The 22,910-nt window shown below is 58.7% G+C and carries 33 protein-coding genes and 1 pseudogene; 28 read left to right on the top strand and 6 right to left on the bottom strand.

Annotated features, from left to right (window positions below; all coding sequences use genetic code 11):
* Window positions 1-25: 25 nt before the first annotated feature.
* The 9 genes and pseudogenes from K1X80_RS19950 (at window position 26) to K1X80_RS19985 (ending at window position 3,577) form a co-directional block, all read left to right on the top strand.
* Complete coding sequence (locus K1X80_RS19950; protein ID WP_220172445.1) at window positions 26-487, top strand: head completion/stabilization protein; 462 nt, start codon at window positions 26-28, stop codon at window positions 485-487.
* The gene (locus K1X80_RS19955; RefSeq protein WP_220172446.1) at window positions 487-699 is read left to right on the top strand and encodes a tail protein X; all 213 of its coding nucleotides are present in this window, start codon (window positions 487-489) and stop codon (window positions 697-699) included. The genes K1X80_RS19950 and K1X80_RS19955 overlap by 1 nt, the downstream gene beginning before the upstream one ends.
* Before the next feature lie 45 nt (window positions 700-744).
* The gene (locus K1X80_RS19960) at window positions 745-1,068 is read left to right on the top strand and encodes a phage holin, lambda family (RefSeq protein WP_169851701.1); all 324 of its coding nucleotides are present in this window, start codon (window positions 745-747) and stop codon (window positions 1,066-1,068) included.
* Window positions 1,065-1,907, top strand: coding sequence for an N-acetylmuramidase family protein (locus K1X80_RS19965; RefSeq protein WP_220172447.1), 843 nt, complete (start codon window positions 1,065-1,067; stop codon window positions 1,905-1,907). Before K1X80_RS19960 ends, K1X80_RS19965 begins: the two co-directional genes overlap by 4 nt.
* Window positions 1,904-2,107 carry a hypothetical protein gene (locus K1X80_RS19970; protein WP_220172448.1) on the top strand — a complete coding sequence of 68 codons (204 nt, stop codon included), beginning with the start codon at window positions 1,904-1,906 and terminating at the stop codon, window positions 2,105-2,107. The genes K1X80_RS19965 and K1X80_RS19970 overlap by 4 nt, the downstream gene beginning before the upstream one ends.
* Complete coding sequence (gene lysB, locus K1X80_RS28285) at window positions 2,104-2,547, top strand: Rz-like lysis system protein LysB (protein ID WP_258571528.1); 444 nt, start codon at window positions 2,104-2,106, stop codon at window positions 2,545-2,547. Before K1X80_RS19970 ends, lysB begins: the two co-directional genes overlap by 4 nt.
* Window positions 2,462-2,647 (top strand): annotated as a pseudogene (gene lysC / locus K1X80_RS19975) (Rz1-like lysis system protein LysC); the annotation flags it as partial. The gene lysB and the pseudogene lysC, both read left to right, overlap by 86 nt.
* Entirely contained in the window at window positions 2,644-3,126 is a 483-nt protein-coding gene (locus K1X80_RS19980; RefSeq protein ID WP_220172451.1) for a phage tail protein, read from the top strand. The pseudogene lysC and the gene K1X80_RS19980, both read left to right, overlap by 4 nt.
* Window positions 3,116-3,577: a phage virion morphogenesis protein gene (locus K1X80_RS19985; RefSeq protein WP_220172452.1), complete on the top strand. Its 462-nt coding sequence runs from the start codon at window positions 3,116-3,118 to the stop codon at window positions 3,575-3,577. The genes K1X80_RS19980 and K1X80_RS19985 overlap by 11 nt, the downstream gene beginning before the upstream one ends.
* An 11-nt stretch (window positions 3,578-3,588) precedes the next feature.
* On the opposite strand, the gene K1X80_RS19990 is transcribed toward K1X80_RS19985, so the two are convergent.
* Together K1X80_RS19990 and K1X80_RS19995 are read right to left on the bottom strand one after the other, a co-directional pair.
* A complete protein-coding gene (locus K1X80_RS19990; protein WP_220172453.1) occupies window positions 3,589-4,047 on the bottom strand; it encodes a hypothetical protein in 459 nt (152 codons plus the stop codon).
* Window positions 4,044-4,280: a hypothetical protein gene (locus K1X80_RS19995; RefSeq protein ID WP_220172454.1), complete on the bottom strand. Its 237-nt coding sequence runs from the start codon at window positions 4,278-4,280 to the stop codon at window positions 4,044-4,046. The genes K1X80_RS19990 and K1X80_RS19995 overlap by 4 nt, the downstream gene beginning before the upstream one ends.
* Window positions 4,281-4,503: 223 nt before the next feature.
* Between K1X80_RS19995 and K1X80_RS20000 the strand changes: the two genes are divergently transcribed.
* From K1X80_RS20000 to K1X80_RS20060, 13 genes are all read left to right on the top strand, one after another.
* Complete coding sequence (locus K1X80_RS20000) at window positions 4,504-5,076, top strand: phage baseplate assembly protein V (protein WP_220172455.1); 573 nt, start codon at window positions 4,504-4,506, stop codon at window positions 5,074-5,076.
* Window positions 5,073-5,417, top strand: a complete 345-nt coding sequence (locus K1X80_RS20005) for a GPW/gp25 family protein (protein ID WP_220172456.1) — start codon at window positions 5,073-5,075, stop codon at window positions 5,415-5,417. Before K1X80_RS20000 ends, K1X80_RS20005 begins: the two co-directional genes overlap by 4 nt.
* Entirely contained in the window at window positions 5,414-6,325 is a 912-nt protein-coding gene (locus K1X80_RS20010) for a baseplate J/gp47 family protein (RefSeq protein WP_220172457.1), read from the top strand. Before K1X80_RS20005 ends, K1X80_RS20010 begins: the two co-directional genes overlap by 4 nt.
* Window positions 6,325-6,942 (top strand): phage tail protein I, encoded by a 618-nt coding sequence (locus tag K1X80_RS20015; RefSeq protein WP_220172461.1) that lies wholly within the window; start codon window positions 6,325-6,327, stop codon window positions 6,940-6,942. Before K1X80_RS20010 ends, K1X80_RS20015 begins: the two co-directional genes overlap by 1 nt.
* Window positions 6,939-8,864, top strand: coding sequence for a phage tail protein (locus K1X80_RS28290; RefSeq protein ID WP_258571529.1), 1,926 nt, complete (start codon window positions 6,939-6,941; stop codon window positions 8,862-8,864). Before K1X80_RS20015 ends, K1X80_RS28290 begins: the two co-directional genes overlap by 4 nt.
* 3 nt (window positions 8,865-8,867) lie before the next feature.
* A complete protein-coding gene (locus tag K1X80_RS20025) occupies window positions 8,868-9,320 on the top strand; it encodes a phage tail assembly chaperone (RefSeq protein WP_220172463.1) in 453 nt (150 codons plus the stop codon).
* 131 nt (window positions 9,321-9,451) lie between these two features.
* Window positions 9,452-10,627 (top strand): phage tail sheath protein, encoded by a 1,176-nt coding sequence (locus tag K1X80_RS20030; protein ID WP_220172465.1) that lies wholly within the window; start codon window positions 9,452-9,454, stop codon window positions 10,625-10,627.
* A 57-nt stretch (window positions 10,628-10,684) separates the two neighbouring features.
* Window positions 10,685-11,200 (top strand): phage major tail tube protein, encoded by a 516-nt coding sequence (locus K1X80_RS20035; RefSeq protein WP_220172466.1) that lies wholly within the window; start codon window positions 10,685-10,687, stop codon window positions 11,198-11,200.
* Window positions 11,201-11,251: 51 nt separating this feature from the next.
* Window positions 11,252-11,587 carry a phage tail assembly protein gene (locus tag K1X80_RS20040; RefSeq protein WP_220172468.1) on the top strand — a complete coding sequence of 112 codons (336 nt, stop codon included), beginning with the start codon at window positions 11,252-11,254 and terminating at the stop codon, window positions 11,585-11,587.
* An 8-nt stretch (window positions 11,588-11,595) separates the two neighbouring features.
* Window positions 11,596-11,715: a GpE family phage tail protein gene (locus tag K1X80_RS20045; RefSeq protein WP_029293885.1), complete on the top strand. Its 120-nt coding sequence runs from the start codon at window positions 11,596-11,598 to the stop codon at window positions 11,713-11,715.
* The gene (locus K1X80_RS20050) at window positions 11,705-14,326 is read left to right on the top strand and encodes a phage tail tape measure protein (protein ID WP_220172470.1); all 2,622 of its coding nucleotides are present in this window, start codon (window positions 11,705-11,707) and stop codon (window positions 14,324-14,326) included. Before K1X80_RS20045 ends, K1X80_RS20050 begins: the two co-directional genes overlap by 11 nt.
* A gap of 5 nt (window positions 14,327-14,331) precedes the next feature.
* The gene (locus K1X80_RS20055) at window positions 14,332-14,772 is read left to right on the top strand and encodes a phage tail protein (RefSeq protein ID WP_220172471.1); all 441 of its coding nucleotides are present in this window, start codon (window positions 14,332-14,334) and stop codon (window positions 14,770-14,772) included.
* Window positions 14,769-16,037: a phage late control D family protein gene (locus K1X80_RS20060; protein ID WP_220172473.1), complete on the top strand. Its 1,269-nt coding sequence runs from the start codon at window positions 14,769-14,771 to the stop codon at window positions 16,035-16,037. Before K1X80_RS20055 ends, K1X80_RS20060 begins: the two co-directional genes overlap by 4 nt.
* Window positions 16,038-16,100: 63 nt before the next feature.
* Here the strand turns inward: K1X80_RS20060 and K1X80_RS28295 are convergent, their stop codons facing one another.
* The 4 genes from K1X80_RS28295 to K1X80_RS20080 form a co-directional block, all read right to left on the bottom strand.
* Entirely contained in the window at window positions 16,101-16,421 is a 321-nt protein-coding gene (locus K1X80_RS28295) for a hypothetical protein (protein ID WP_258571530.1), read from the bottom strand.
* On the bottom strand, window positions 16,418-16,720 hold the full coding sequence (locus K1X80_RS20070) for a hypothetical protein (protein WP_170060368.1): 303 nt from the start codon (window positions 16,718-16,720) through the stop codon (window positions 16,418-16,420). Before K1X80_RS20070 ends, K1X80_RS28295 begins: the two co-directional genes overlap by 4 nt.
* Window positions 16,721-17,082: 362 nt before the next feature.
* The gene (locus K1X80_RS20075) at window positions 17,083-17,862 is read right to left on the bottom strand and encodes a zinc ribbon domain-containing protein (protein WP_220172475.1); all 780 of its coding nucleotides are present in this window, start codon (window positions 17,860-17,862) and stop codon (window positions 17,083-17,085) included.
* 89 nt (window positions 17,863-17,951) lie between these two features.
* Complete coding sequence (locus tag K1X80_RS20080; protein WP_220172477.1) at window positions 17,952-18,290, bottom strand: helix-turn-helix domain-containing protein; 339 nt, start codon at window positions 18,288-18,290, stop codon at window positions 17,952-17,954.
* An 84-nt stretch (window positions 18,291-18,374) separates the two neighbouring features.
* Here K1X80_RS20080 and K1X80_RS20085 point away from each other — a divergent pair, with 84 nt between their 5' ends.
* From K1X80_RS20085 to K1X80_RS20110, 6 genes are all read left to right on the top strand, one after another.
* Window positions 18,375-18,590: a DNA-binding protein gene (locus K1X80_RS20085; RefSeq protein ID WP_220172478.1), complete on the top strand. Its 216-nt coding sequence runs from the start codon at window positions 18,375-18,377 to the stop codon at window positions 18,588-18,590.
* 29 nt (window positions 18,591-18,619) lie between these two features.
* Window positions 18,620-19,093, top strand: coding sequence for a YmfL family putative regulatory protein (locus K1X80_RS20090; protein ID WP_170043356.1), 474 nt, complete (start codon window positions 18,620-18,622; stop codon window positions 19,091-19,093).
* On the top strand, window positions 19,090-19,392 hold the full coding sequence (locus K1X80_RS20095) for an ogr/Delta-like zinc finger family protein (RefSeq protein ID WP_071610006.1): 303 nt from the start codon (window positions 19,090-19,092) through the stop codon (window positions 19,390-19,392). Before K1X80_RS20090 ends, K1X80_RS20095 begins: the two co-directional genes overlap by 4 nt.
* The gene (locus tag K1X80_RS20100; RefSeq protein WP_220172479.1) at window positions 19,389-19,760 is read left to right on the top strand and encodes a hypothetical protein; all 372 of its coding nucleotides are present in this window, start codon (window positions 19,389-19,391) and stop codon (window positions 19,758-19,760) included. The genes K1X80_RS20095 and K1X80_RS20100 overlap by 4 nt, the downstream gene beginning before the upstream one ends.
* Window positions 19,761-19,831: 71 nt before the next feature.
* Window positions 19,832-20,074 carry a hypothetical protein gene (locus K1X80_RS20105; protein WP_220172480.1) on the top strand — a complete coding sequence of 81 codons (243 nt, stop codon included), beginning with the start codon at window positions 19,832-19,834 and terminating at the stop codon, window positions 20,072-20,074.
* On the top strand, window positions 20,071-22,884 hold the full coding sequence (locus K1X80_RS20110; RefSeq protein ID WP_408980313.1) for a toprim domain-containing protein: 2,814 nt from the start codon (window positions 20,071-20,073) through the stop codon (window positions 22,882-22,884). Before K1X80_RS20105 ends, K1X80_RS20110 begins: the two co-directional genes overlap by 4 nt.
* The last annotated feature ends 26 nt before the right edge of the window (window positions 22,885-22,910 follow it).

Consider the following 22,910-nt stretch of genomic DNA (forward strand, 5'->3'; position numbering starts at 1 on the left):
GCGACCTATTTTTGAGTGCCGTTCCATGAGCGCATTTGTAGCCAGCGGCCCAGTTGCCGGCGGTCATATCAACACCGACCCCTTCTGGCCATCGATTGACCTGGACCACTTGCGTGCCACCCTGCGCATCGACTCCAGCGTCACCCCTGCCCGCCTGGAAACCGCCGTAATTTCTGCAGCCATCAACCTGAACCGCGAGCTGGCCGAATGGCAGGAAGCCCAGCAAGCAGCCGGCCACGCCACGCTGGACGACGTACCAGGTGATCGCATCAATGACGTTTCGGTAAAGGCCTATCTCTACCGGCGGGCCATAGAGGCCGGTACCGGCGCCGAAGTATGCGAGCGTCACCGCGACTACAGCGCCACCAATGCCGGCAGCCAGAAAGCCGAAGAAATCACCCCCACAATCGACGATTACCGCCGCGACTTGCGCTGGGCCGTCCGCGACTTCCTCGGCCGCTCCCGCACCACCGTGGAGTTGATCTGATGGCCGTCGCCGTCCATGCCAATCAGAACGACACGGTCGACGCACTGTGCTGGCGTTTCTACGGCCGCACAGCAGGCGTCACCGAGGCCGTCCTTGAAGCCAACCCTGGCCTGGCCGACCAGGGCCCAATTCTGCCGCAAGGCTTTGTCGTCAACATGCCCGAAGCTCAAACCAGCGCCCCGCAGCGGCAAATGGTGAACCTATGGGACTGACTGAGCTGCACCCGGACCTTGAACCCACCAACCCTGGACAACGGAATGAAGCGCATGCCTGAACGTCCCGACACCTGGGCCTGGCTCGCCGCCTGGCTCGAACAGAACTGGCCGACTCTTTACGCCGGAGTCCTCGCCTTGATCATCGCGGCCCTACGAGTCATGTACGGCGGTGGCACGCTGCGACGCATGCTGGTCGAAGCGCCGCTGTGCGGCACCTTGGCATTGGCCGCCAGCCATGGCTTGGCCTTGCTCGGCATTCCGATCTCCACCGCACCGTTTTTCGGCGGAGTGATTGGTTTGCTAGGAGTGGAAGGCACCCGCGTGGCTGCCAAGAAGTTTTTCACCCGCAAGGTAGAACAACTATGACCACCCTACGCCACGGCGACCGCTCGCAGGCCGTCCGCACGCTGCAAAAGAATCTCAACAACCACGGCTCCAAGCTGGACGTGGATGGCAGCTACGGCGACGACACCGAAGCCGCTGTCCGTGCCTATCAGCTCAAGGTCGGCTTGGTCGCTGATGGTGTGGCCGGCAGTAAGACCCAGACCAGCCTGGCCGGCGGTGACTGCGCCCAGTTGCTGCGCAACAGCGACCTGGTCGCTGCCGCCGAACGCCTCGGCGTGCCGTTGGCAAGCATCTATGCCATCAACGAGGTGGAATCCAAGGGCAAGGGTTTCCTCGACAACGACAAGCCAGTGATCCTGTTTGAACGGCACATCATGCACCGCCAACTCGCCAAGGTGCGACACGAAGGCGATGACCCGGCCGAACTCAAACGCCACGCCGACCAGCTCGCCGCCGTCAATCCCGCCCTGGTCAACCCAAAGTCGGGCGGATATTCCGGAGGTACCGCCGAACACCAGCGCCTGGCGATGGCCCGCCTGATCGACGACACCGCCGCCCTTGAGTCTGCGTCCTGGGGGGCCTTCCAGATCATGGGGTTCCAATGGCAGCGCCTGGGCTACACCAGCGTGCAGGACTTCGTGGCGGCCATGAGTGCCGGCGAATCGCAACAGTTCGACGCCTTCACCCGCTTCATTGAAACCGACCCTGTGTTGCACAAGGCGCTGAAAGCCCGCAAATGGGCCGAGTTCGCCAAGCTCTACAACGGCCCGGACTATCAGCGAAACCTCTACGACGTGAAGCTCCAGCGCGCTTACGAACGGCACGCCGACTGCGGTTGCGGGCAAGGGGTAGCGGCATGATCGACTTCGAAGCGGTGCAAAAACTGCGAGTGCAGGACGGCGATCTGCTGGTGGTGCCGGAATCCACCGCACAGGACGATATGCAAGTGCTGGCCGAGGCCATTCAGTTGATGAGCGGTGCCAGGGCCGTGATCGTTCGCGGCCCTATTAAACAACTCGATACCGAAGCCATGAATAAGCTCGGCTGGTACCGCGCATGAGCACCCTGCGCCAGGCCCTGTACGGCATTGCCCTGCTCGGGGCCTTGGCGCTGCTGATCTGGGGCCAGCAACAGCGCATCAACGTCGCCGAGGGCAACACAGAGCTGGCAAAGGCGGCGGCCGAGGCTGCCCGCGCAGACGCCGACCGCAACCTCACCACCGCCAACACACTCACGAACACCCTGAAACAGGAACGTGACGCCCAAAGTACCTTGCGCACCCAACAGGATCAGTTGCGCCAGGGCCTGGCAAAGCGCGAGCGAACCATAGAGGAGCTGAAACTTGAAAACGCCGAACTACGCACCTGGGCTACTCAGCCTTTGCCTGATGTTGCTCGCTGGTTGCGGGAGCGCCCCGCCCTTACCGGCGCCGACGCTTACCGTCAGTGGATGTCCGGCCGTGGTGCCGTGCCAGTTGCCGGCGACCAGCCCACGCAATAACGGCGACCAACTCACCGACCTGGACCGCGTCGAAGCCGCCTGGGCCGACTGTGCGGCGCAGGTCGACATGGTTTACCAACATCAGCAGGCAGCGCCATGAACAAGCCTGAAAGCCTACGCGCCCACCTCCTGGCCACCGTCGCCGAGTTCAAACACAACCCCGACCGCCTGCTGATCTTTATCGACAATGGAAAAGTCCGCTGCACATCAGCGGAAAGTCTCTCTTTCGAGTACAGCTTTGACCTGCAGGTCATCCTCACCGAGTTCGCGGGACACCCTGATAGCGTAATACTCCCATTGCTGGGCTGGCTCAGCGTCAACCAAAACGAACTGTTGGATAACCTCAACAAAGTCAAAGATGGCATTGCGTTTGAGGCCGATATCATCGACAAGGGCGCGGTAGACCTCAGCATCACCCTGCCGCTGACCGAGAAAGTGATCGTCGGCAAAGATGACCAAGGCAACACCACCGTCAAACACCCAAACGAACCACAGCGTGTAGCGGACTACCTCGATCCGAACTGGAAACCGGGCGCCCAGGGCAACACCAGTGAATGGATTGTTCCCGATGGCAAATGATCTGGAAGCCCTGGAGACATGGGCGGCCACGCTGTTGGAACGGCTGGAGCCAGGTGCGCGCAATCAACTGGCCCGCAGCATCGGCCAGGAGCTGCGCCGCAGCCAACAAAAACGGGTTACCGCCCAGCAGAACCCAGACCTCAGCAAGTTCGCCCCCCGTAAACAGCGCAATCTACGCGATAAACAGGGCCGCATTCGTCGCAAGCTGGAGATGTTCAAGAAGCTGAAGAACGCCACCTACCTCAAGGCCCGAGGCGACAGCAACGCCATAACCGTGGGTTTTGCCGGGCGTATTGCCCGTATTGCCAGGGTTCACCAGTATGGTTTGAAGGACCGCGCAGAGCGCGGCGCTCCCGACGTGCAATACGAACAACGTAAAATTCTAGGCTTTTCCGAGGAAGATCTAGACCTTTTACGTGAAAAGTTGATCCAATACTTAGGAGAACTGTAAACCCCGAAGAATCATGAAACCCAAAACACATCTTCCTGAAGGCCTCTTGAATCTCTCCATGTTACTTTTACTTGATACTGTACCGGGCTACCCATATGGAAGGCGGCCCCAAGTTTAAAAGTAGAGCTAGGCCGAAGCTCAGGATAAGGAAGCTTGCTTTCTGCATCGTACAATGGACTATCGCTGCAATCGACAAGCTCAAAATTAATATCATAAGCGCTACCTTGCCCAGCATTTGCAACTACAAACTCAGATCTGTTGCCAAGTTTTGAAAGCCTTACTTTAATTGCTGGTCTATCCTTGAGCAGCGCTCGCTCCTCAATTTCTTTAATTTGATACGCAGAAAGTTCAGCGGTGATCTTCTCAAGCTTTAACTGTTCCTCTCCAAGCCTTCTAGCTCGAACAAGCGATACAGTAGAAATTACTATAGCTAGTAAAGAAACGAGTAGCGTCAAATCTTCATAGCTCATTTCTTCCACCCTTTGAAAGCTTTTTTAAGCATGTCTTCAATTGCTTTTTTTGCCTCTGGAATCACTACCTGCTTTGCCTGCTCGATCCCAATCGCTCTAATTTCATGCAGTGGAGCTTCAAAATTACAAAACCCACATATGACTAAATCCTCATCCTGAACATTTTCAGGAATTTTAAATTCCTCACTGCCACATTGAGGGCACTGAATTAAGAATTGCTTTGTCTTGATCATTATGAAATTCCATATCATGTGGTAGGGCGCAGGTGCGCCTTTACGCTGCGATAGAGCACCAGCAAGCCAAGAGATTAGGCGCCATTAGTCTAACCGGCAATGTGCCATATACGTTGTCTTGGCTCATATTTAACTTGCCCTACGGCCCCCTCCTTCCTGTAAATAGGCCCCCTACAAGCCAGCAAAGCTGCAGTGGCGCGCGCGAGCAATCACCATCGGCGCCATGAACAATTTCGCCGCTCTCTCCCGCATGCTCGAAAACCTCATCCGCCTCGGCGTCATCGCCGAAGTCCAGATGGTGCCCCCGCGCGTGAAGGTAAAGACCGGCGAATTGACCACCGCCTGGCTGCCCTGGCTGGCCCTGCGTGCGGGGGCCGACCGTGAGTGGGACCCGCCCACCGTCGACGAACAGGTCATCCTGATCAGCCCGTCCGGCCAACTCGCCAATGGCGTCGTCATCACCGGCCTACCCAGCGATCACATCCCCGCCAACGGCGACCGCCCAGGCCTGCACCGTCGCACCTACGCCGACGGCACGGTGATCGAGTACGACAGCGTTGCCCATCACCTGAGCGCCATCCTGCCCGACAGCGGCACCACCAGCCTGGTCAGCAGGGGCGGCATCAACATCATCGGCCCTATCAATCACCAGGGCGACTACAACCAAACCGGCAACCAGAACGTGGTCGGCCTCGTAACCGTGTCCGAAGACGTGGTCGCGGCCGGCATCAGCCTGGTGGAACACCCGCACGGCGGCGTGTTGGTCGGCGGCGCGAAGACGGGGAAACCAGAATGAACCGAGAAACCGGCGGCGCCATCGGCGATCTGGACCTCATCAGCCAGTCGATTACCGACATCCTCACCACCCGGATCGGCACCCGCGTAATGCGCCGCGAATACGGCAGCCTGCTGCCCGAGCTGGTGGACCATCCCTTCAACGATGCCACCCGCCTGCGCGTGTACGCAGCCACGGTCATGGCTTTAATGCGCTGGGAGCCGCGTATCAGCCTGAACCGGGTGCAGTTCCTCGGCACCAATCTGCAAGGCCAATCGGTGCTAGACCTGGACGGCACCCTGGTCGACACCAATGAGCCGTTGAGCATGAGCCTGCCGCTGCAACTGGGGGCCAGTGTATGAACACGTTCGCCGCCATCGACCTCAGCCTGTTGCCCGCGCCTCAGATCGTCGAGCAGATCGACTACGAGCAGATCCTTGCCGAGCGCAAGGCCTACGCCATCAGCCTGTGGCCGGCAGAGGAACAGCCAAAAATCGCCGCCCGCCTTGAGCTTGAGTCGGAGCCGCTGACCAAGCTGCTGCAGGAGAACGCTTACCGCGAAACGATCTGGCGCCAACGGGTCAACGAAGCGGCAACCGCCAATCTGCTGCCCTTTGCCAAAGGTTCGGACTTGGACAACCTGGCCGCCAACTTCAACGTCAAGCGCCTGGTGATTCAGGAGGGCAATGCATCAGCATCCCCGCCCATGGCGCGTCTCATGGAAGATGACGACAGCTTGCGCGAACGCACGCAGATGGCCTGGGAAGGCCTCAGCACCGCCGGCCCGCGTAACAGCTATATCTTCCACGCCCGCGCTGCTGACGGCCGTGTTGCCGACGCCACGGCGGAAAGCCCTTCCCCAGCCGTGGTCGTGGTGACGGTCCAGGACATGCTGGCCGACGGGAGCGCAGAACCTGGGCTGTTGGCCGTGGTTAGCGCCTATCTCAGCGATGATGACCGCCGCCCCGTCGCCGACCGCCTCACCGTCCAGGCCGCGCAGATCCTGCGCTACCAGGTCAAGGCCAAGCTCTACCTGAAAACCAGCGGCCCAGAAGCTGAGCCCGCCCGAGCGACTGCCGAACAACGCCTGAAGGACTACGTCCACCAGCGTCGCCGGTTGGGCATGGAAGTCTCAGAATCAGCGATCCACGCCGCGCTGCACGTCGAGGGCGTGCGCAAGGTCGAGCTGGAGAACTGGGTAGATATAGCCGCCACGCCTTACCAGGCGCCGTTTTGCACCGACATTAAATTGTCGGTTGGGGTTGAGTGATGGGCGCCCAGCACCTGCTACCCAGCAACTCGACGCAGTTGGAGCGTGACGCCGCCGTGGCACTGGCGCAGATCCAGCGGGTGCCTATTCCAATTCGTCTGCTGTGGAACACTGACCTGTGCCCCCTCGCGGTATTGCCGTACCTGGCGTGGTCGTTTTCGGTCGACCGCTGGGACAGCACCTGGTCAGAGTCCACCAAGCGCGCGGCCATACGGGCCGCGTACTACCTGCACTCCCACAAGGGCACCATCGGAGCGTTGCGCCGAGTGGTCGAGCCCCTAGGCTATCTGATCGAGATTATCGAGTGGTGGGAGGACGTGCCGGCCGGCGTGCCGGGCACGTTCAAGCTCAAGGTCGGCGTGCTGGACACCGGCATCACCGAAGAGATGTATCAGGAACTGACCTTCCTGATCGATGACGCCAAACCCCGCAGCCGTCACCTCACCGGCCTGGCCATCAGCCTGGAAACCACCGGCAGTTTCTATATCGGCGCCTGCGTCAGCGAAGGCGATGAACTCAGCGTTTACCCACCGACCCAACGCGACATCGAAGTCAGCGGCTATCTGCGCCTGGGCGGTCGCGAACATCACATTGATACGATGGACATCCTCCCATGATCGACCAGAACAGCCAGTTTCAAGCCATTCTTACGGCCATCGGCGAGGCCAAGCAGGCAAACGCGGATGCCCTGGGCACCCCTTGGACGTTCGCGCAGATGGGTGTGGGTGATGCCAACGGCACCGACCCGTTCCCTGACCGCCTGCAAACCAAGCTGATCAACGAGCGACGTCGCGCGCCTCTCAACCAGCTCAAGCCAGATCCGAAAAACGCCGGCATCATCATTGCCGAGCAGGTTATCCCGGAAAACGTCGGCGGTTTCTGGATTCGGGAAATCGGCCTCTACGACACGGACGGCGATCTGGTGGCCGTCGCCAACTGCGCGCCAACCTTCAAGCCGCTGCTGACCCAGGGATCTGGCCGGACGCAGATTATTCGGATGAATCTGATCGTTTCCAGCCTAGCCAACATCGTGCTGAAGATTGATCCGGCGGTGGTGCTCGCTACCCGCGAATACGTTGATTTAAGCATTGATGCGGTGCTGCCTGGCGACAAAACCCCAGGGACCTATCGACGAGTCACCATCAACAAATATGGGATTGTCGTGTCCGGCACCAACCCCACGACACTCGCAGGCAATGGCATTGAGGATGGTTTAAGTTCAACGCCGCAAATGGGGCATGCTGGCGCTATTTGGGATATCCCAAAAACCGCCCTTGGCACTTACGCAAGTGGAACTACCGATAAGCCCCCGACCTCTAGCGGTGGGTTATTTCTACGGATGAAATATCCGAGTGGTAATACCGCATTCGATATTTTCGGTCACGTCGGGGGGGGTAACGATATTTTTGGGTTCCGGCGAGTATTGCCGGATGGCTCCTACGTGTGGCGAGCTACATGGCACGATGGGAACTTTAATCCCGCTTTGAAGGCGAACTTGGATAGCCCTGCTTTGACTGGGGTGCCAACAGCGCCGACAGCGCCACCTGGTAGCAACTACGGCGAGTTGGCAAACGCTGCGTTCGTCTGGGCGTCGGTCAATACCTACGCTACGACAGTCACAAATGCGTTAGCACTCAAGGCCAACTTGGCGAGCCCGGCCTTCACTGGCGCTCCTACGGTGCCCACAGCTGCGCCGGGAACAAACTCGCTACAGGCAGCCAACACCGCTTTCGTTGCTGCCGCCATCGCTAAGCTGGTCGATTCATCGCCGGGCGCATTGGACACGTTGAACGAGCTTGCAAAGGCACTGGGGAACAATCCGAACTTTGCTACCACCATGACCAATGAGCTGGCCAAGAAGGCCGAACATGCCACGACGCTGGCTGGTTACGGTATTACGGATGCGTACCGCGTCGTCGATGTTGATTACAGGCTGAATGCCAAGGCCAATAAGGCAAACTCTCTGGCCGGATATGGGATCGGCGACGCGATTCGTAATAACAACCCGCTGCCAGGCGAAAGCATTGATATTCACGGTGGAACCTATGCGTTTCTGACATCCCCTTTAGAGTCCTGTATCGCTCAAAACTGTTACTGGGATGGGACGGCCTGGTTGCGGCACGACGAGTCAAAGCCAGCGGTATGCATCTTCGGCAGCTCGGGTTCGGCGTCTGTTCGTTCGGCCCCTGCGGGAGCCAACCCAATTCGTTGGGCCTCAAGTGATCCCTTGTGGACATCTTCAAACGCGACTGTTTCGAGTTCCGCTGGTACAGGAATCCTGCGGCTCCCGAACGGCTGGATCCAGCAGGTGTTTGATGTAACAGAAAGCCAGCACGCGAATGACCTTCGCTACTTCCCTGTTTCCTTTCCAAATGAATGCTTCGGCGTATTTCCTGTCCTTCTCAGCGCCACAGCAGGCGGATATGGAAATAACCTCGGCTTCGTCGTCGGTGACGTCACCAAAGATCGCTTCGTAATCAGTGCCGGCGGGAACTTCTCCCCCGAAGGTCGTTTTCGCGCAATCGCGTTCGGGAGGTAATGCATGAAATTTTACTTCAGTCCTTCAACGACTGCCTTTTATCGGTCTGATATCAGTGGCGAGCTTGGCAGCGATGAGTGTTCAATGCCTGATGATGTGCTGGAGGTAGCCAGCGAAGTGTTCGAGCGGATGTTGCGGGTCCGGGAGGAAGGTGGCCGGGTTATCCCTGACGAAGACGGGCTACCGATTGCAGCGCCGGCCCTGCTCCCAACCACCGAGGAACTGGCCGAAAAGGAGCGTCACTGGCGAGACCAGGTGATAACCACCAGTGAATGGATTGTCACCCGCCATCGTGACGAGGTGGACATGAGCCAGGAAACCCAGATTACGCCTGAGCAATTTTCAGAGCTGCTGAGGTACAGGCAGGCCTTGCGGGATTGGCCGACAGCAGAAGGCTTTCCAGCCGCCGACCTGCGCCCGACTCCACCGGACTGGCTTGCTGACCAAGCAGAATAGGCGCGGAGAAATTCCGCGCACGCCGTCTTAGACTTTGTAATCCCCTTCCCTACAACCCGCCGCGCTCGCCCAACCGGCGCGCGCGCGGCAGCCTGTGCACTGTCATTCCATAACAGCGCAGGCAACCACCCATGGCCGGTTCAGACTATCTCCACGGCGTGCGGGTCATCGAACTCAACGACGGCACCCGCCCCATTCGCACCATCTCCACTGCAGTCATCGGCCTGGTTTGCACGGCTGAGGATGCAGACCCCCTGATGTTTCCGCTGGACACCCCGGTCCTGCTGACCAATGTGCAAAGCGCCATTGCCAAAGCCGGTGTCAAAGGCACCCTAGCGAGCAGCCTGCAAGCCATCGCCGACCAGACCAAGCCCTACACCATTGTGGTGCGGGTCAAGGAAGGCGCCGACGAAGCCGCCACCACCAGCGCCCTGATCGGCACCACCACCGCCGATGGCAAGTACACCGGCATGAAAGCCCTGCTCGCCGCCAAGGCCCGCGTGGGCATGACGCCGCGCATTCTCGGCGTGCCAGGCCTCGACAGCCAGCCGGTAGCCACCGCCCTGGTATCGATTGCCAAGGACCTGCGCGCCTTCGCTTACGTCAGTGCTTGGGACTGCAAAACCAAGGAAGAAGTGGTCGCCTACCGCGAAAGCTTCGGCGCCCGTGAAGTGATGGTGATCTGGCCGGAGTTCCAGAACTGGAGCACCGTCACCAATGCAACCGTTACCGCCTCGGCAGTGGCGCGCGCACTGGGCCTGCGGGCCAAGATCGATCAGGAAATCGGCTGGCACAAAACCATCTCCAACGTCGCCGTCAATGGCGTGACCGGGATCAGCGCCGACGTGTTCTGGGATCTGCAAAACCCGGCCACCGATGCCAACTACCTCAACAGCAACGAAGTCACCACGCTGATCAACGAGGGCGGCTTCCGATTCTGGGGCAGCCGTACGTGCAGCGACGATCCGCTGTTCGCCTTCGAAAACTACACCCGTACCGCGCAGATCCTTGCCGACACCATGGCCGAGGCGCACATGTGGGCGGTCGACAAGCCCATGCACGCCTCCCTGGTGCGGGACATCATCGAGGGCGTTAACGCCAAGTTCCGCGAATGGATCGCCCAGGGCTACCTGATCGGCGGCAGTTGCTGGTACCCCGAAGACATTAACGACAAGGACACCCTCAAGGCCGGCAAGCTGACCCTGGACTACGACTACACCCCAGTGCCGCCCCTGGAAGACCTCACGCTTCGCCAGCGCATCACCGACCGCTACCTGATGCAGTTCGCCACCCAGATCAACAGCTAAACCGGGCCTCCCCGCGAGGGGAGTTAACCCTGTGCCATACCCCCGGAGAACACCGCCATGGCCCTGCCCCACAAGCTCAAAAACCTCATGTTGTTCAACGACGCCAACATCTACCGTGGCTTGGTGAAGTCCGTCACCCTGCCCGCCCTCGGCCGCAAGATGGAAGCCTATCGCGGCGGCGGTATGAATGGCCCGGTCAAGGCAGACCTGGGTTTTTCCGATGACGGCATCCAGCTGGAATGGAAAACCGGTGGCCTCGATCTGATCAGCCTTAAACAATTCGGCGCGGTCAACGCCTCGGGCGTGGCCCTGCGCTTTTCCGGCGCCTATGAGCAGGACGACACCGGCGAAGTCAGTGCGGTGGAAATCGTGGTGCGCGGCCGTCACGAAACCATCGAAATGGGTGACGCGCAGCCAGGCGAGGACACCGAGCATTCCATCACCACCACCTGCACCTACTACAAGCTGACGGTCGATAACGAAGAAATCATCGAAGTCGACCTGCTCAACTTCATTGAGAAGGTCGGTGGCAAGGACATGCTGGAGAAACAGCGCAAGGCCATCGGGCTCTGATCCCCGCCCTCGATCGACAACCCCACACGTTCATCAACAGGAGCTTTTCCAATGAAACCTGCAGCCACCGAACAACCCGACGTTCAGCCACTGGCCGACGACAACACCGTCGTCCTCGACTCCCCTATCCGTCGCGGCGTCACCACCATCGACAGCATCACCTTGCGCAAACCCAGCTCGGGCGAGTTGCGCGGCGTGAGCTTGGTGGAACTGCTGCAAATGGACGTCGCCAGCCTGATCAAGGTCGTGCCGCGTATCAGCAGCCCAACCCTCACCGCCATTGAGGTCTCCGGCATGGACCCGGCCGATCTGCTCGCCCTCAGCAGCAAGATCAGCGGTTTTTTGTTGCAGAAGTCGGCGAAGACGGACGCATCCCTCGTTGCGTAGAGGACGCCATGGCCGACCTGGCCGTGGTTTTTCACTGGGCACCAGCTGATATGGATCAGTTGGGCCTGCAAGACCTGATGGACTGGCGCGAGCGTGCCAGGGTGCGGAGTTCCACCGATGGCAAATGATCTGAAACTTCAGGTGCTGCTCAGTGCCATCGACAAAGCCACCCGCCCGCTGAAGCAAATCAACAACGGCAGCCTGGAGACCGCCCGCGCACTCAAGGCTGCCCGCGACCGCCTGAAGGAACTCAACACCCAGCAGAAAGACGTCACCGCCTGGCGGTCGCAGCGCGCTGCTGTCGAGCAGACCAATGAGGCATTGAATGCCGCCCAGGCCAAAGTCAAAACCCTCAGCCAGCAGTTTGCCGCGACCGGCGTGCCGACCAGGGCAATGGCGAAGGACTTCAGAACAGCCGTGCGCGAGGCCCAGAAGCTAAAACAGCAGCATCAACAGCAGAGCGAGCAGCTACAGGGGCTGCGCTCCCGACTGTATGACGCGGGTATCAGCACCAAGAACCTGGGCACTCACGAACGCCAGCTGCGCGAGCAAATCAGCGCCACCAACACTAGCATCAGCGCGCAGGGTAAGCGGATGGCCGAGCTGACCGCCCAGCACAAGCGCGCAGCGACGGCCCGTAGTGCGTATGACAAGGGACAACAGTTCACCGGCAGCGCGGCTGTCGCAGGTGGTGCCAGCCTGGGTGTGGCCTACGCGGCCAGCCGGCCAGTCGTCAGCGTAGTTAAGGAATACGTCGACTTCGAAACCGCCATGATGGGTGTGGCAAAGCAGGTCGACGGTGCGAGAGATGACAACGGCAAACTCACCAGCACCTACTATGAGTTTGCAGACGCTATCAAAGCAGCCAGTAGCGAGATGCCCATCGCCACCACTGAGTTCGCCGCCCTGGTCGAAGCCCAGGCCCGCGCTGGTATCCAGGGCAAAGAAAACCTGCTCGCCATGGCAAAGGTCTCGGCCACAGCCGCCGTGGCCTTCGACCTGCCCGCCGAAAAGGTCGGCGAAGACATGGGCAGGATCGCTGGCCTGTACAAAGTGCCGATCAAGAACATCGCCGAGCTGGGTGACGCACTCAACTACCTGGACGACAACACCCGCTCCAAGGGTGGCGACATCATCGAGACGTTGACTCGTATGAGCGACGTGGCCGACAAACTCGACTACCGCAAGGCAGCAGCGCTGGGCAGTACGTTCCTGTCGCTGGGCGCGGCACCCGAAGTCGCCGCCAGCGCATCGCGAGCGATGGTGCGTGAGCTGGCAATCGCCACCATGCAGGGCAAGAAATTCCAGGAAGGTATGGCGATGGTGGGCCTGGACTCGAAATCAGTGCAAACCGGCATGACCAAGGACGCCCTTGGCACCATGATGGGCGTCCTTGAGCGCATTAAAAAACTTTCACCCGAGCAGCAAACTGAAGCCTCCACACGGCTATTCGGCAAAGAGTTTGGCAAGGACGCGGGAAAGTTGGTCAACAACCTTGAGGAACTACGCCGCCAGCTCAAGCTGGTTGATGACGCCGCTGCGGCTGGTTCCATGCAAAAAGAAATGGATATCCGTGCGGAATCCATTGGTGGTCGATGGCAACTACTGCAAAACAAGTGGTTCAACACCAAGAGCGACGCGGGAGAAGGCTTGCGCTCCAGCATGGTCGATGTGATGGATGCAGTCGACGGTGTTCTGAGCAAGGTAGACGGCTGGATCAAAGCCAACCCCGTACTCAGCGCGACCTTACTGAAGATCGTCGCCAGTGTGGCAGTACTGTCCGCCGTGTTTGGTGGTCTCGCCCTTACACTCGCGGGCATTCTCGGGCCGTTCCTGATGCTGCGTTTCGGCCTGGCAATGTTCGGTATCAAACTGCCAGGCATCATCAGCATCCTCAAGGTGTTCGGGACGGTGTTGCGAACCTTGGGCGGCATCTTGATCGGCCCGCTGGTGACTGCATTGCGCACGGTCGGCATTGCACTGTGGGGGCTTTCGGCCAACCCGATTGTTCTGTTCATCGCCGCCGTGGTCGCAGCCCTGGCCGCTGGCGCCTACCTGATCTACACCAACTGGGACGCGGTGAAGAACTACTTCGCCAACGCCTGGACCGAGATCAAAGCCGGCTTCAGCGGTGGGATCGTCGGCATCATCAACACCCTGGCCAACTTCAGCCCCATCGGCCTAATTTACCAGGCCTTCGCCGGGGTGCTGAGTTACCTGGGCGTGGATCTGCCCAGCCGCTTTACCGAGTTCGGCAACATGATCGTCAATGGCCTGGTCAACGGGCTGCTGGCCGGGCTGGGCAGCGTCAAAACCGCGATCAGCTCAATCGGCGACGCCAGTATTGGTTGGTTCAAGGAAAAGCTCGGCATCCACAGCCCGTCGCGAGTGTTCGCCGAATTGGGCGGGTTCACCATGGCGGGCCTGACCAAAGGCCTGGAGGGCGGCCAGAAAGGCCCGCTCAACGCCCTGAGCAGCATGGGCAAGCAACTCACGGCAGCCGGCACCCTGGCAATGAGCGCCACAGCCATGCCCGCACTGGCTGTGGATGACCGCCCGCCCATCAGCAGCTCACCGGCAACAGCCACGTACGACAGCCACGATGTGTATCAAATCAACCTGCCGGCGTCGCCGAGCATGGACCTGCAAAGTATGGAAAAGAGCCTGCGCGCCATGCTCAACAAGATCGAAAACGAAAAAAAGGCGCGTCAGCGCAGCAAACTTTCTGACCGGGAATAATCACCATGATGTGTGCCCTCGGCATGTTCGTATTCAGCCTCTCCACCGCCGCTTACCAGGAGCTGCAGCGCCAAACTGATTGGCGCCACGCCAGCAACAACCGCGTCGGCGCCGCTCCTGCGCGGCAGTTCGTGGGCCGTGGTGAAGACTCCATCACCCTCCCCGGCATCATTTTCCCGGAGCTGGCCGGCAGTGCCCTCAGCCTGGACGCCCTGCGCCTGATGGCAAACACCGGCAAGGCCTGGCCCATGGTCGAAGGCAGTGGCCGGATCTACGGCCTGTGGGTGATCGAAAGTCTCAGCGAAACCAAAACCATATTCTTCAGCAACGGCACGCCACGGCGCATTGAGTTCACCCTGAGCCTTAAACGCACCGACGACGACCGTATCGATCTGCTCGGCGCAGCCACCAACATCGGCGTCAACATCCTGCGGGGGCTGCTGTGATTGACGCCGTGCTGTCCAAGGTCACCGGCTACCTCAAGGACACAGCCCAACGCTTCATCCGCGACGCGGCCTACCCGGTGCCGGCGTTCCGCCTGTCCGTGGACGGTCTCGATATCGCCCAGAAGATCAGCCCGCGGCTGATGAGCATGGAGCTGACCGACAACCGCGGCGTCGAGGCCGATCAACTCACCATCACCCTCAGCGACCACGACGGCCTACTGACCATCCCGCCCAAGGGCGCAGTGTTGCGGCTGTGGCTCGGCTGGAGTGATACAGGCCTGGTAGACAAAGGCACCTACACCGTCGACGAAACCGAACACAGCGGCGCGCCGGACGTCCTGAGTATCCGCGCCCGCTCGGCGGACCTGCGCAAGGGCCTGAAGACCAAACGCGAGCGCAGCTGGAGCAACACCACCCTCGGCGAAGTCCTGGGCGATATCGCCATCGGCAACAACCTCACCGCCACCATTGCCGGCGCCCTGGACGGGTTGCCTATCCTGCAACTGGACCAGGCCAACGAGTCCGACGCCAACCTGATCAGTCGTCTGGGCGAAGAATTCGACGCGGTGGCCAGCGTCAAAGCGGGCTGCCTGCTATGCCTGCCGGCCGGTGGCGGCAAGACCGCCAGCGGCCTGGATCTGCCCCACATCACCCTGACCCGCATCGACGGCGACCAGCACCGGTACCTGCAAGCAGACCGCGACAGCTACGACGGCGTGCGCGCCTATTACTACGACGTCAACAGCGCCAAGAAACAGGAGGCCATTGCGGGTGGCGGCGACAACCTTAAAGACCTGCGCCACACCTACAGCGACCAACAATCAGCCCTGCGCGCTGCCCGTGCCGAATTCAGACGCCTGCAACGCGGCAGCGCCACCCTCAGCTATACCCTCGCCATGGGCCGGCCAGACCTGATTCCCGAACTGACCTACACGCTCCAGGGCGTGAAGGCGGAAATCGACGAGATCATCTGGTACGGCGGGAATGTGCAGCACAGCCTGACTGCGGACGGTGGTTACACCGTGAGCCTGGAGCTGGAGAGCAAGTTGCCCGAGGATAATGTGGAGGATCTGGCAGAGGAAAACGCGGGGGATTACACAGGGATCATCGCGTACTACCGGGATGAGAAAAGCGTGAAGGAAAAGACAATCACGGCGGGGGATCAGGCGAAACCGAGGCGGTTGCGGTGGCTGTATGCCAGTGAAAAGACGGCCAAGCGTGCCGTAGATCGGGAGTGGAGGAAAATGCAAGCGGCAGAGGCGTGATTTTTCGCCCTACCCAAAAAGCAAAACCCGGCAATCGCCGGGTTTCAATGGACAGAACTACACCTACTTAGTCAGTAGCTGAAGCACCTGGTCAAAACGGTTATTTACAACCCAAGCCAAAATCGCAACGATGACCAGTGAGGCGCCTGCAAAATACGCCAGTCGGTTTTTGATGATTTTCACATCACCACGGACCTCATCCAAATCTCTACGGATGTACTCTACGTGGGTTTCAAGCTTCGCTACGCGCGCTTCCATTGGATCGTCTCCCGGTGGTCCCGGTGGGGTTCTGGTTCCATTATCGTCCCCACCTCCCGTTCTGTCACCATCAAAGCGACCAGGGTACCTATCACTCAGGTTAACCAGTTCAAACGGCTCGCTCATGGCGCCTCCTTTGGCGGACCGACTTCAATTACATCGGGCTCGACAAGAACACCGTCCAATGCTGCAAGGGCATGCAGACGCATGAACCCACAATTTTTGCAATAAAGCATCACCGCAGCAGGACCACTCAGAGCAAAATTTTGTCCAAACGCCCATGGAATTCGTACACCAGTAGAGCCTGTAACGTGCGGTAAAGCCCAATCATCGTGACCACAAAATGGGCATTCCGGTTTTGTTATGCGCTCTTTGAATATCTGCTTCAGACGATCTGTATCAAGACTTTGATAATCGTTAGACACGTGCCCTCCTATGCTCTGGGTCAACCTCAATCAAAACCCCGACACAGTGCCGGGGTCATAGCTCACTGGCCAGGTGCGTACACAAAAACTTCCAACAATCGCATTACATCAGTTTGCCGCTGGACGCTGATCGCCCTGAACAATACAAGCAACCTCATTTCCTGCTCGCTAAGGCAGTTCGCATCTACGACTGACACTCTGCTTTCCGACACACCGCTGTTCTCCATCATGCGAATACTCCTTTCACACGCAACGAGAGCCCGGTGCCAACACGGCACCGTTGAGGTCTCCCGGAGAACAACGGATGTTCATCACAAAGTTGATGTGTCATCAGCCCACGATCAAAAAAATGTGAGTGTCTGTTACAGCTCGGGCTTGTGGGGTCGCAACGTCATGTACATACCGTTCTCGCCCAACCCTTGCAAATTGCCCTTCGCGTCGACAACGTAGTACTCGCCAAAGTCTTGCTGAGGATCGTCCAGACGCAATCCACCATCAGGGAGCTTTGTGGCGGTGAAGCTCTCTGTGTTTTTGCCACCGCTGGGGAACACAGAGTCAATGAAGTACTTGCTATCCCGCTTGTACAGCACCATCACATGCCCCAGCGCCCCATCCTGCAACCAACTACCAATCATGTCCGGGTAGGCCTTGAGGTCCATCGTTTTCAGGATTTGGTAGTCCTGGGCGCTAGTGCCAATGAGAGACGCTCTGTAGTCAGGATCGAAACTAGCGTTAGCCCAATATGCTGTGTCGATTTGCCCTTCCACTCGGAACCCGATGAAAGTTTTTTCGGCCTTAACATTTGTATCAGCGCGAACAGCTTTAGCTACTTCGGCAAGCTCTGCGTCAATCAGACGCTTGGTCAGCATGACCTCAACTTTTCGAGGTTTGCCCTCTCGATAATCGTCTTTGGTGACCAGGTACGAAGGTAGAGCATTACTTTGTGCAGCCTTCTCGACTGTTTTTTCCTTGTCGCCCCTCGAACACATTGAAAATGTCACAGCGATGATGACCAGGAGAATCACAAGTCCGAACACCTGCTGGCCTATCGTAACGCCAGGGTTTTTAACGCCACAGCTTGGGCAGATTTTTGCTGTGGTATCCACGGTGTGCTTACAAGACTTACAAGGCTTCAGCGCCATACCTCTACTCCTTTGAACTTCCATGAAAAACCGACCTTCTTGGTCGGTGTGTTACATCCGCTTCTCTAACTGACACCTGCTCACTGGCGCTATTTCTTTCCCTCTGCGTCAGCCGCATTCGCAAACGCAGAGACCATACGTAGCAACACATTACGGTCGGATTCGTTGACGCGCTCGTACACCTTCACAAACTGCGCAACCTCGGCGCTGATACTGTCCGCCGGCATAGGCTTCCGCTCACCGGTCACCACATAGAGAACATCAACACCCTTTTCAGCCACTGCGGCGAGGTATGTCGCATCCGGGCTACCGACCCCTTTCTCGTAATTAATTTGAGTGGTTTTTCCGACCCCACCAATCGCCCCTAAATCAGTCTGGCTGAGTTTTAGGCGCGACCTTTCTTCCTTCAGCCGAACGCTGATGGTCATATTTTTGAACCTCAAGCATTGACAGGTTCAAATATCTGAACCAATATCATCACACCATTACGCGAAATCACACGAATCCGAACTATGCACGCCACCTACGCACCCGAGCAAGCATGCCAGGCCGCGAGAACACGTCTGGAAATGAGGGGCATGTCCGTCAAGGACTTTGCCATTCAGTACGACCTCCATCTCTCGACTGTGTACGCCGTACTGAACGGGCAAAAAAAGTGTCTGCGCGGAGAAGCTCATCGCGCAGCCGTTTTGCTCGGCATCAAGAAAGACGGCGTCATTACAAACTAGGGCCTCTGGCTCCAAGGGGATACCAGAAGATGAAACGCCCAGTTCTAGCGACCAAGCGACAAGTCATGAGCGCTGTCATCAACGACTACGAAGGTGGCCGAGAATGCGCAGCGGCACGTCTTGGGTACGAACTCAAAAAGTTCGATAACCACATCTACGAAAACGCCGGCAGCCGGCCTTTGAGCGATGAACAAATCCACCTGTTAGAGCAGGACATGGGCACGACCTACCTGCCTGAATACATAGCTGCCATGTACGGCGGCATGTTTGTGCCCCTGGCCAAGCCCGAAACACTCGATAACGTCGACCTCTACGGCCGCTCAGTACGAGCCGCAGCCAAGCGCGGCGTGGTCGATCAGATCATCGCTAAGGCGTTGGACGACGGGGTCATCGAACGGGATGAGGCTGAGGCCATTCTGCGCGCTCATAGCCATTACATGGCAGCTCGCCACTCCGAGGTTCTGGCAACGATCCTGCTGCACAGCCGGGGGCAAAAGCATTGAGCACCTACAAGCTGGTTTGCCCTGCCTGCTACGGCCCGCTGCGCATTCGGACGTCTGAGGGGCAGACGCCATGTTTCCGCTCTTTGTACTACCAGTGCATGAACGTCGTGTGCGGGGCAACGTTTACCGGCAGCCAAACCATAGATTTTCAGCTCAGTCCGTCGGGTGTTGAGCGACCGCTGACCATAGTCCCAATCGCCCCGTATGTGGCGCGCCAAAAGGCTATACGCGACAGCCGTGCCGATACCAACCAACCCGATTTGCTGGACCAACTGGACGTGGAGACTGCATCCGTATGAACGCCATCAACTTGACAGCCAACCCCACCAGCGACTACCGCGTAGCGATGCAGCAAGCGGCCGTGGCCTATCTGTACCGCCACCGTTCCCAACACCTGGCCGGTGACACCCAACTGCTCGATAACTGCGCCCGGTACCTGACGCTGTCATTGGAAGTGCCGCCGCACCTGGTGCAACGCATTGCGGAATTGGCCGTGGCCGAGTTCGAAAGCATGCCGTGCAACCGCATTGCCTGGCTCGGCATCTACCCCAGCAGCGGCCCATTCCGTCCGGTCATTTGGCTGCTGGAAACCTGCACTCAACAGCGACGCCCTGTGTCAGCACGATTGCTCCCCACGCACCTGCTGAATCACAACCTCCCGCACTAAAACTCAATCCCCCCGTTCTGTATGCCCGCACCGCGTGGGTAAGGGGAAACTGCAACTTACTGGTGGCCGAAATGAGCAAAATCACCATAAAACTGGAGCTAAACGAACAGCAGGCGCAGGACTACCTGTTGTGGTTGACCAGTCAGTATGAAGTCACCATGGCTGATATTTGGTACTCCGACCGCTATCGGGATGTGCCAACTGGTCAGCGCGGGCAGAAAGTACTTGCCGACTTTCCACACCTGGCAGGCATCGGTAAAACACGCACCGAGCTGAAAAAGCAGCTCGTCCCCGCCGTGGGGAAAGTGCAGTGAATCGCAAGCCCATGGAGCACCAGATCCGCGCAGACGTGCTTCAGCGCCTGGAATCTGACTACGGCCTTCAGCACATGAAGGGCACGAATTACATGCGCAAGGGCACTTGCCCGCAGTGCAACCAGAAACGCCTGTTTTCTCGCCATGACGAACCTTGGTTCATCCGCTGTGGCCGTGAGAAAAACTGCCGGTACATGGCTCCTACTAAAGAGCTGTATCCAGACCTGTTCGACGATTGGAGCAAGCGGGCTCCTGCCACCCGGGACGAGCCAGCCGCCAGTGCCAAGGCGTACCTGTCTTTTGCCCGAGGCTTTCGCACTGAACTGATTGAGGGTTGGTATACCCAGGAAAGCTACTTTGACCGGGATCTGGAAATCGGCTCTGCAACCGTCCGTTTTCCCCTGGAACACGGCGGGTACTGGGAGCGCCTGATTGACCAGCCTTCGCGCTTCGGCAAGAAAAAGGCCCGCTTCCAACCCCTCAAGAGCTACAGGGGACACTGGTGGTGCTCACCTTGCCTGGATCTTCTTGAAGTGAAAGAACTGTGGATCGTTGAAGGCATCTTCGACGCCATCGCGCTCATTCATAACGGTCTATCCGCAGTTGCAGCCCTGTCTTCAAATGCCTTTCCAGAGGAGTCACTGAAGGCGCTGATCACCGCTCGCGGCGGTAAAACACCTAAGTTGATCTGGGCTCTGGACAACGAGCCAGGCGCTCACAAGTACACACAGATGTGGGTCAAACGTGCCCGCGAACTTGGTTTCACCTGCGAAGCCGCGCAGATCCCGCAACCGGACGCACGCAAGGTCGACTGGAATGACCTGCATCAGCGCTGGGCATTCATTGACGACGAAACAGAACGCGCAGAGCGCATCAAAAAAGACCTGAGGGAAGCCAGGCACCAGGGCGATCTGCTCATTGCAGACAACGCCAGCGACAAGGCGATGCTCATGTATCACTGGCGTGAGCGGGAGGAGTTTCACTTCTGTTTCGACTCCCGTTTGTACTGGTGGAAATTGGACATGGCGAAATTCAACACCGCCAAGCAGACGTTCGACAAAACCGATAAGCAGGAAGAGCAAGTGCTTAACGAAAGGCAAATCCGGGACAAAGCCTTGCAGATGGCCGGTTGCGTCGTCGAAATCGCCAACTGCTACCCCAAGGCCCTCTATTTCCAGCGCAACGAGATTACCGACGAGTCCTGGTACTTCTTTCGCGTCGACTTCCCCCACGACGGCGGCTCCGTGAAAAACACCTTCACCGGCGGCCAGGTCGCTGCCGCAAGCGAATTCAAAAAAAGACTTCTCGGCATGGGTGCCGGAGCCGTGTTCACCGGCAGTGGACAGCAATTGGACAAACTCATGAAAGATCAGCTTTTTGGGATCAAGACCGTCCAGACCATCGACTACGTGGGCTACAGCAAGGAATACCGCTGCTACGTGTTCAACGACGTAGCCATCCGCGAAGGCCAGGTCATCAACATCAACGAAGAAGAATTCTTCGAAATGGGCAAGCTCAAGCTCAAAACCCTGCAAAAGGGGGTCAAGATCGATCTGGAAAAAGACAGCAAAAAATACGACCCGCAGTGGCTTGGCCTTCTCTGGCAGTGCTTCGGCGCCCAGGGCGTCGTGGCGCTGACCTTCTGGTTTGGCTCCCTGTTCGCCGAGCAGATCCGTGGCCGCTACCAGTCGTTTCCGTTCCTTGAAGCCACGGGCGAGGCCGGCGCCGGCAAGACCACTTTGCTCACACTGCTCTGGAAACTCGCGGGCCGTGATGGTTACGAAGGGTTCGACCCGTCCAAATCCACCAAGGCCGGCCGCAGCCGCTTGATGGGCCAGGTGTCCGGCATGCCCATCGTGTTGCTGGAGTCAGACCGCAGCGGCGACGATAAGGCCCACGCCAAAACCTTCGAATGGGACGAGCTCAAGGACTACTTCGGCGGCGGCACCCTGGCAACCAAGGGTGTTAAAACCGCAGGTAACGAAACCTACGAACCACCGTTTCGCGGCACCATTGCCATCAGCCAAAACGCCCCGGTGGTGGCTTCTGAGGCGATCATGACGCGGATCGTCAAACTGCACTTTGTACGACCGAACGTGACGCCTGAAAGCCGTGCGGCAGCGGATCGCCTCAATGCACTGGACGGTTCGACACTCAGCAACTTTGTTTTGCAGGCCGTGCGCAAAGAGCTGGAAGTAATGGAGCTTTTCGGACAGCGGGTACCGGGCTATGAGGCAAAGCTGCGCAACCTGCACTCCCATTGCTTCGCTTGTGATACCCGATTCAAGGACGAACACAGCAACTGTAGCCACTGCGGCAACAAGCTGCGTGGCTACATCCGCGTGGAGCGGATCAACAAGAACCACGCCCAGATGCTCGCCCTGCTCGACTGCCTGCGCATGGTCGTGCCGCTCACTGACGCACAGGTCGAGCACACCCGCTCGCAGATCATCCGCATGGCAATTGAGCGCCAGGCATCGATCAGCTCTGACCATCCTGTGGTGGCTGAATTCTGGGAGGTTTACGAGTACCTGGAAGGCCTCGACGCCGAAGGCCCGGTGGTCAACCACAGCAAAAAAGACCACGTCATCGCCATCAACCTCAATGACTTCGTGAAATGTGCGGCAGAGAACCGGCAAAAAATCGCCGACGTCGGTGAGCTGCGCGAACGCCTGAAAGACTCCCGCTCCCGCAAGCTGTTGGACGTCAACAAGGCGACCGACAGCGCTGTACGCGCTTACCAGTCCACCAAAACCAACGCCGTCGTCACGAAACAACCCATTGTGAAGTGCTGGCACTTCCAGGCCTGACACCTCACCGGTTTTACCCGTCAGGC

The organism is Pseudomonas sp. So3.2b, assembly GCF_019464415.1.
In the GTDB taxonomy this organism is placed as follows: domain Bacteria; phylum Pseudomonadota; class Gammaproteobacteria; order Pseudomonadales; family Pseudomonadaceae; genus Aquipseudomonas; species Aquipseudomonas shahriarae.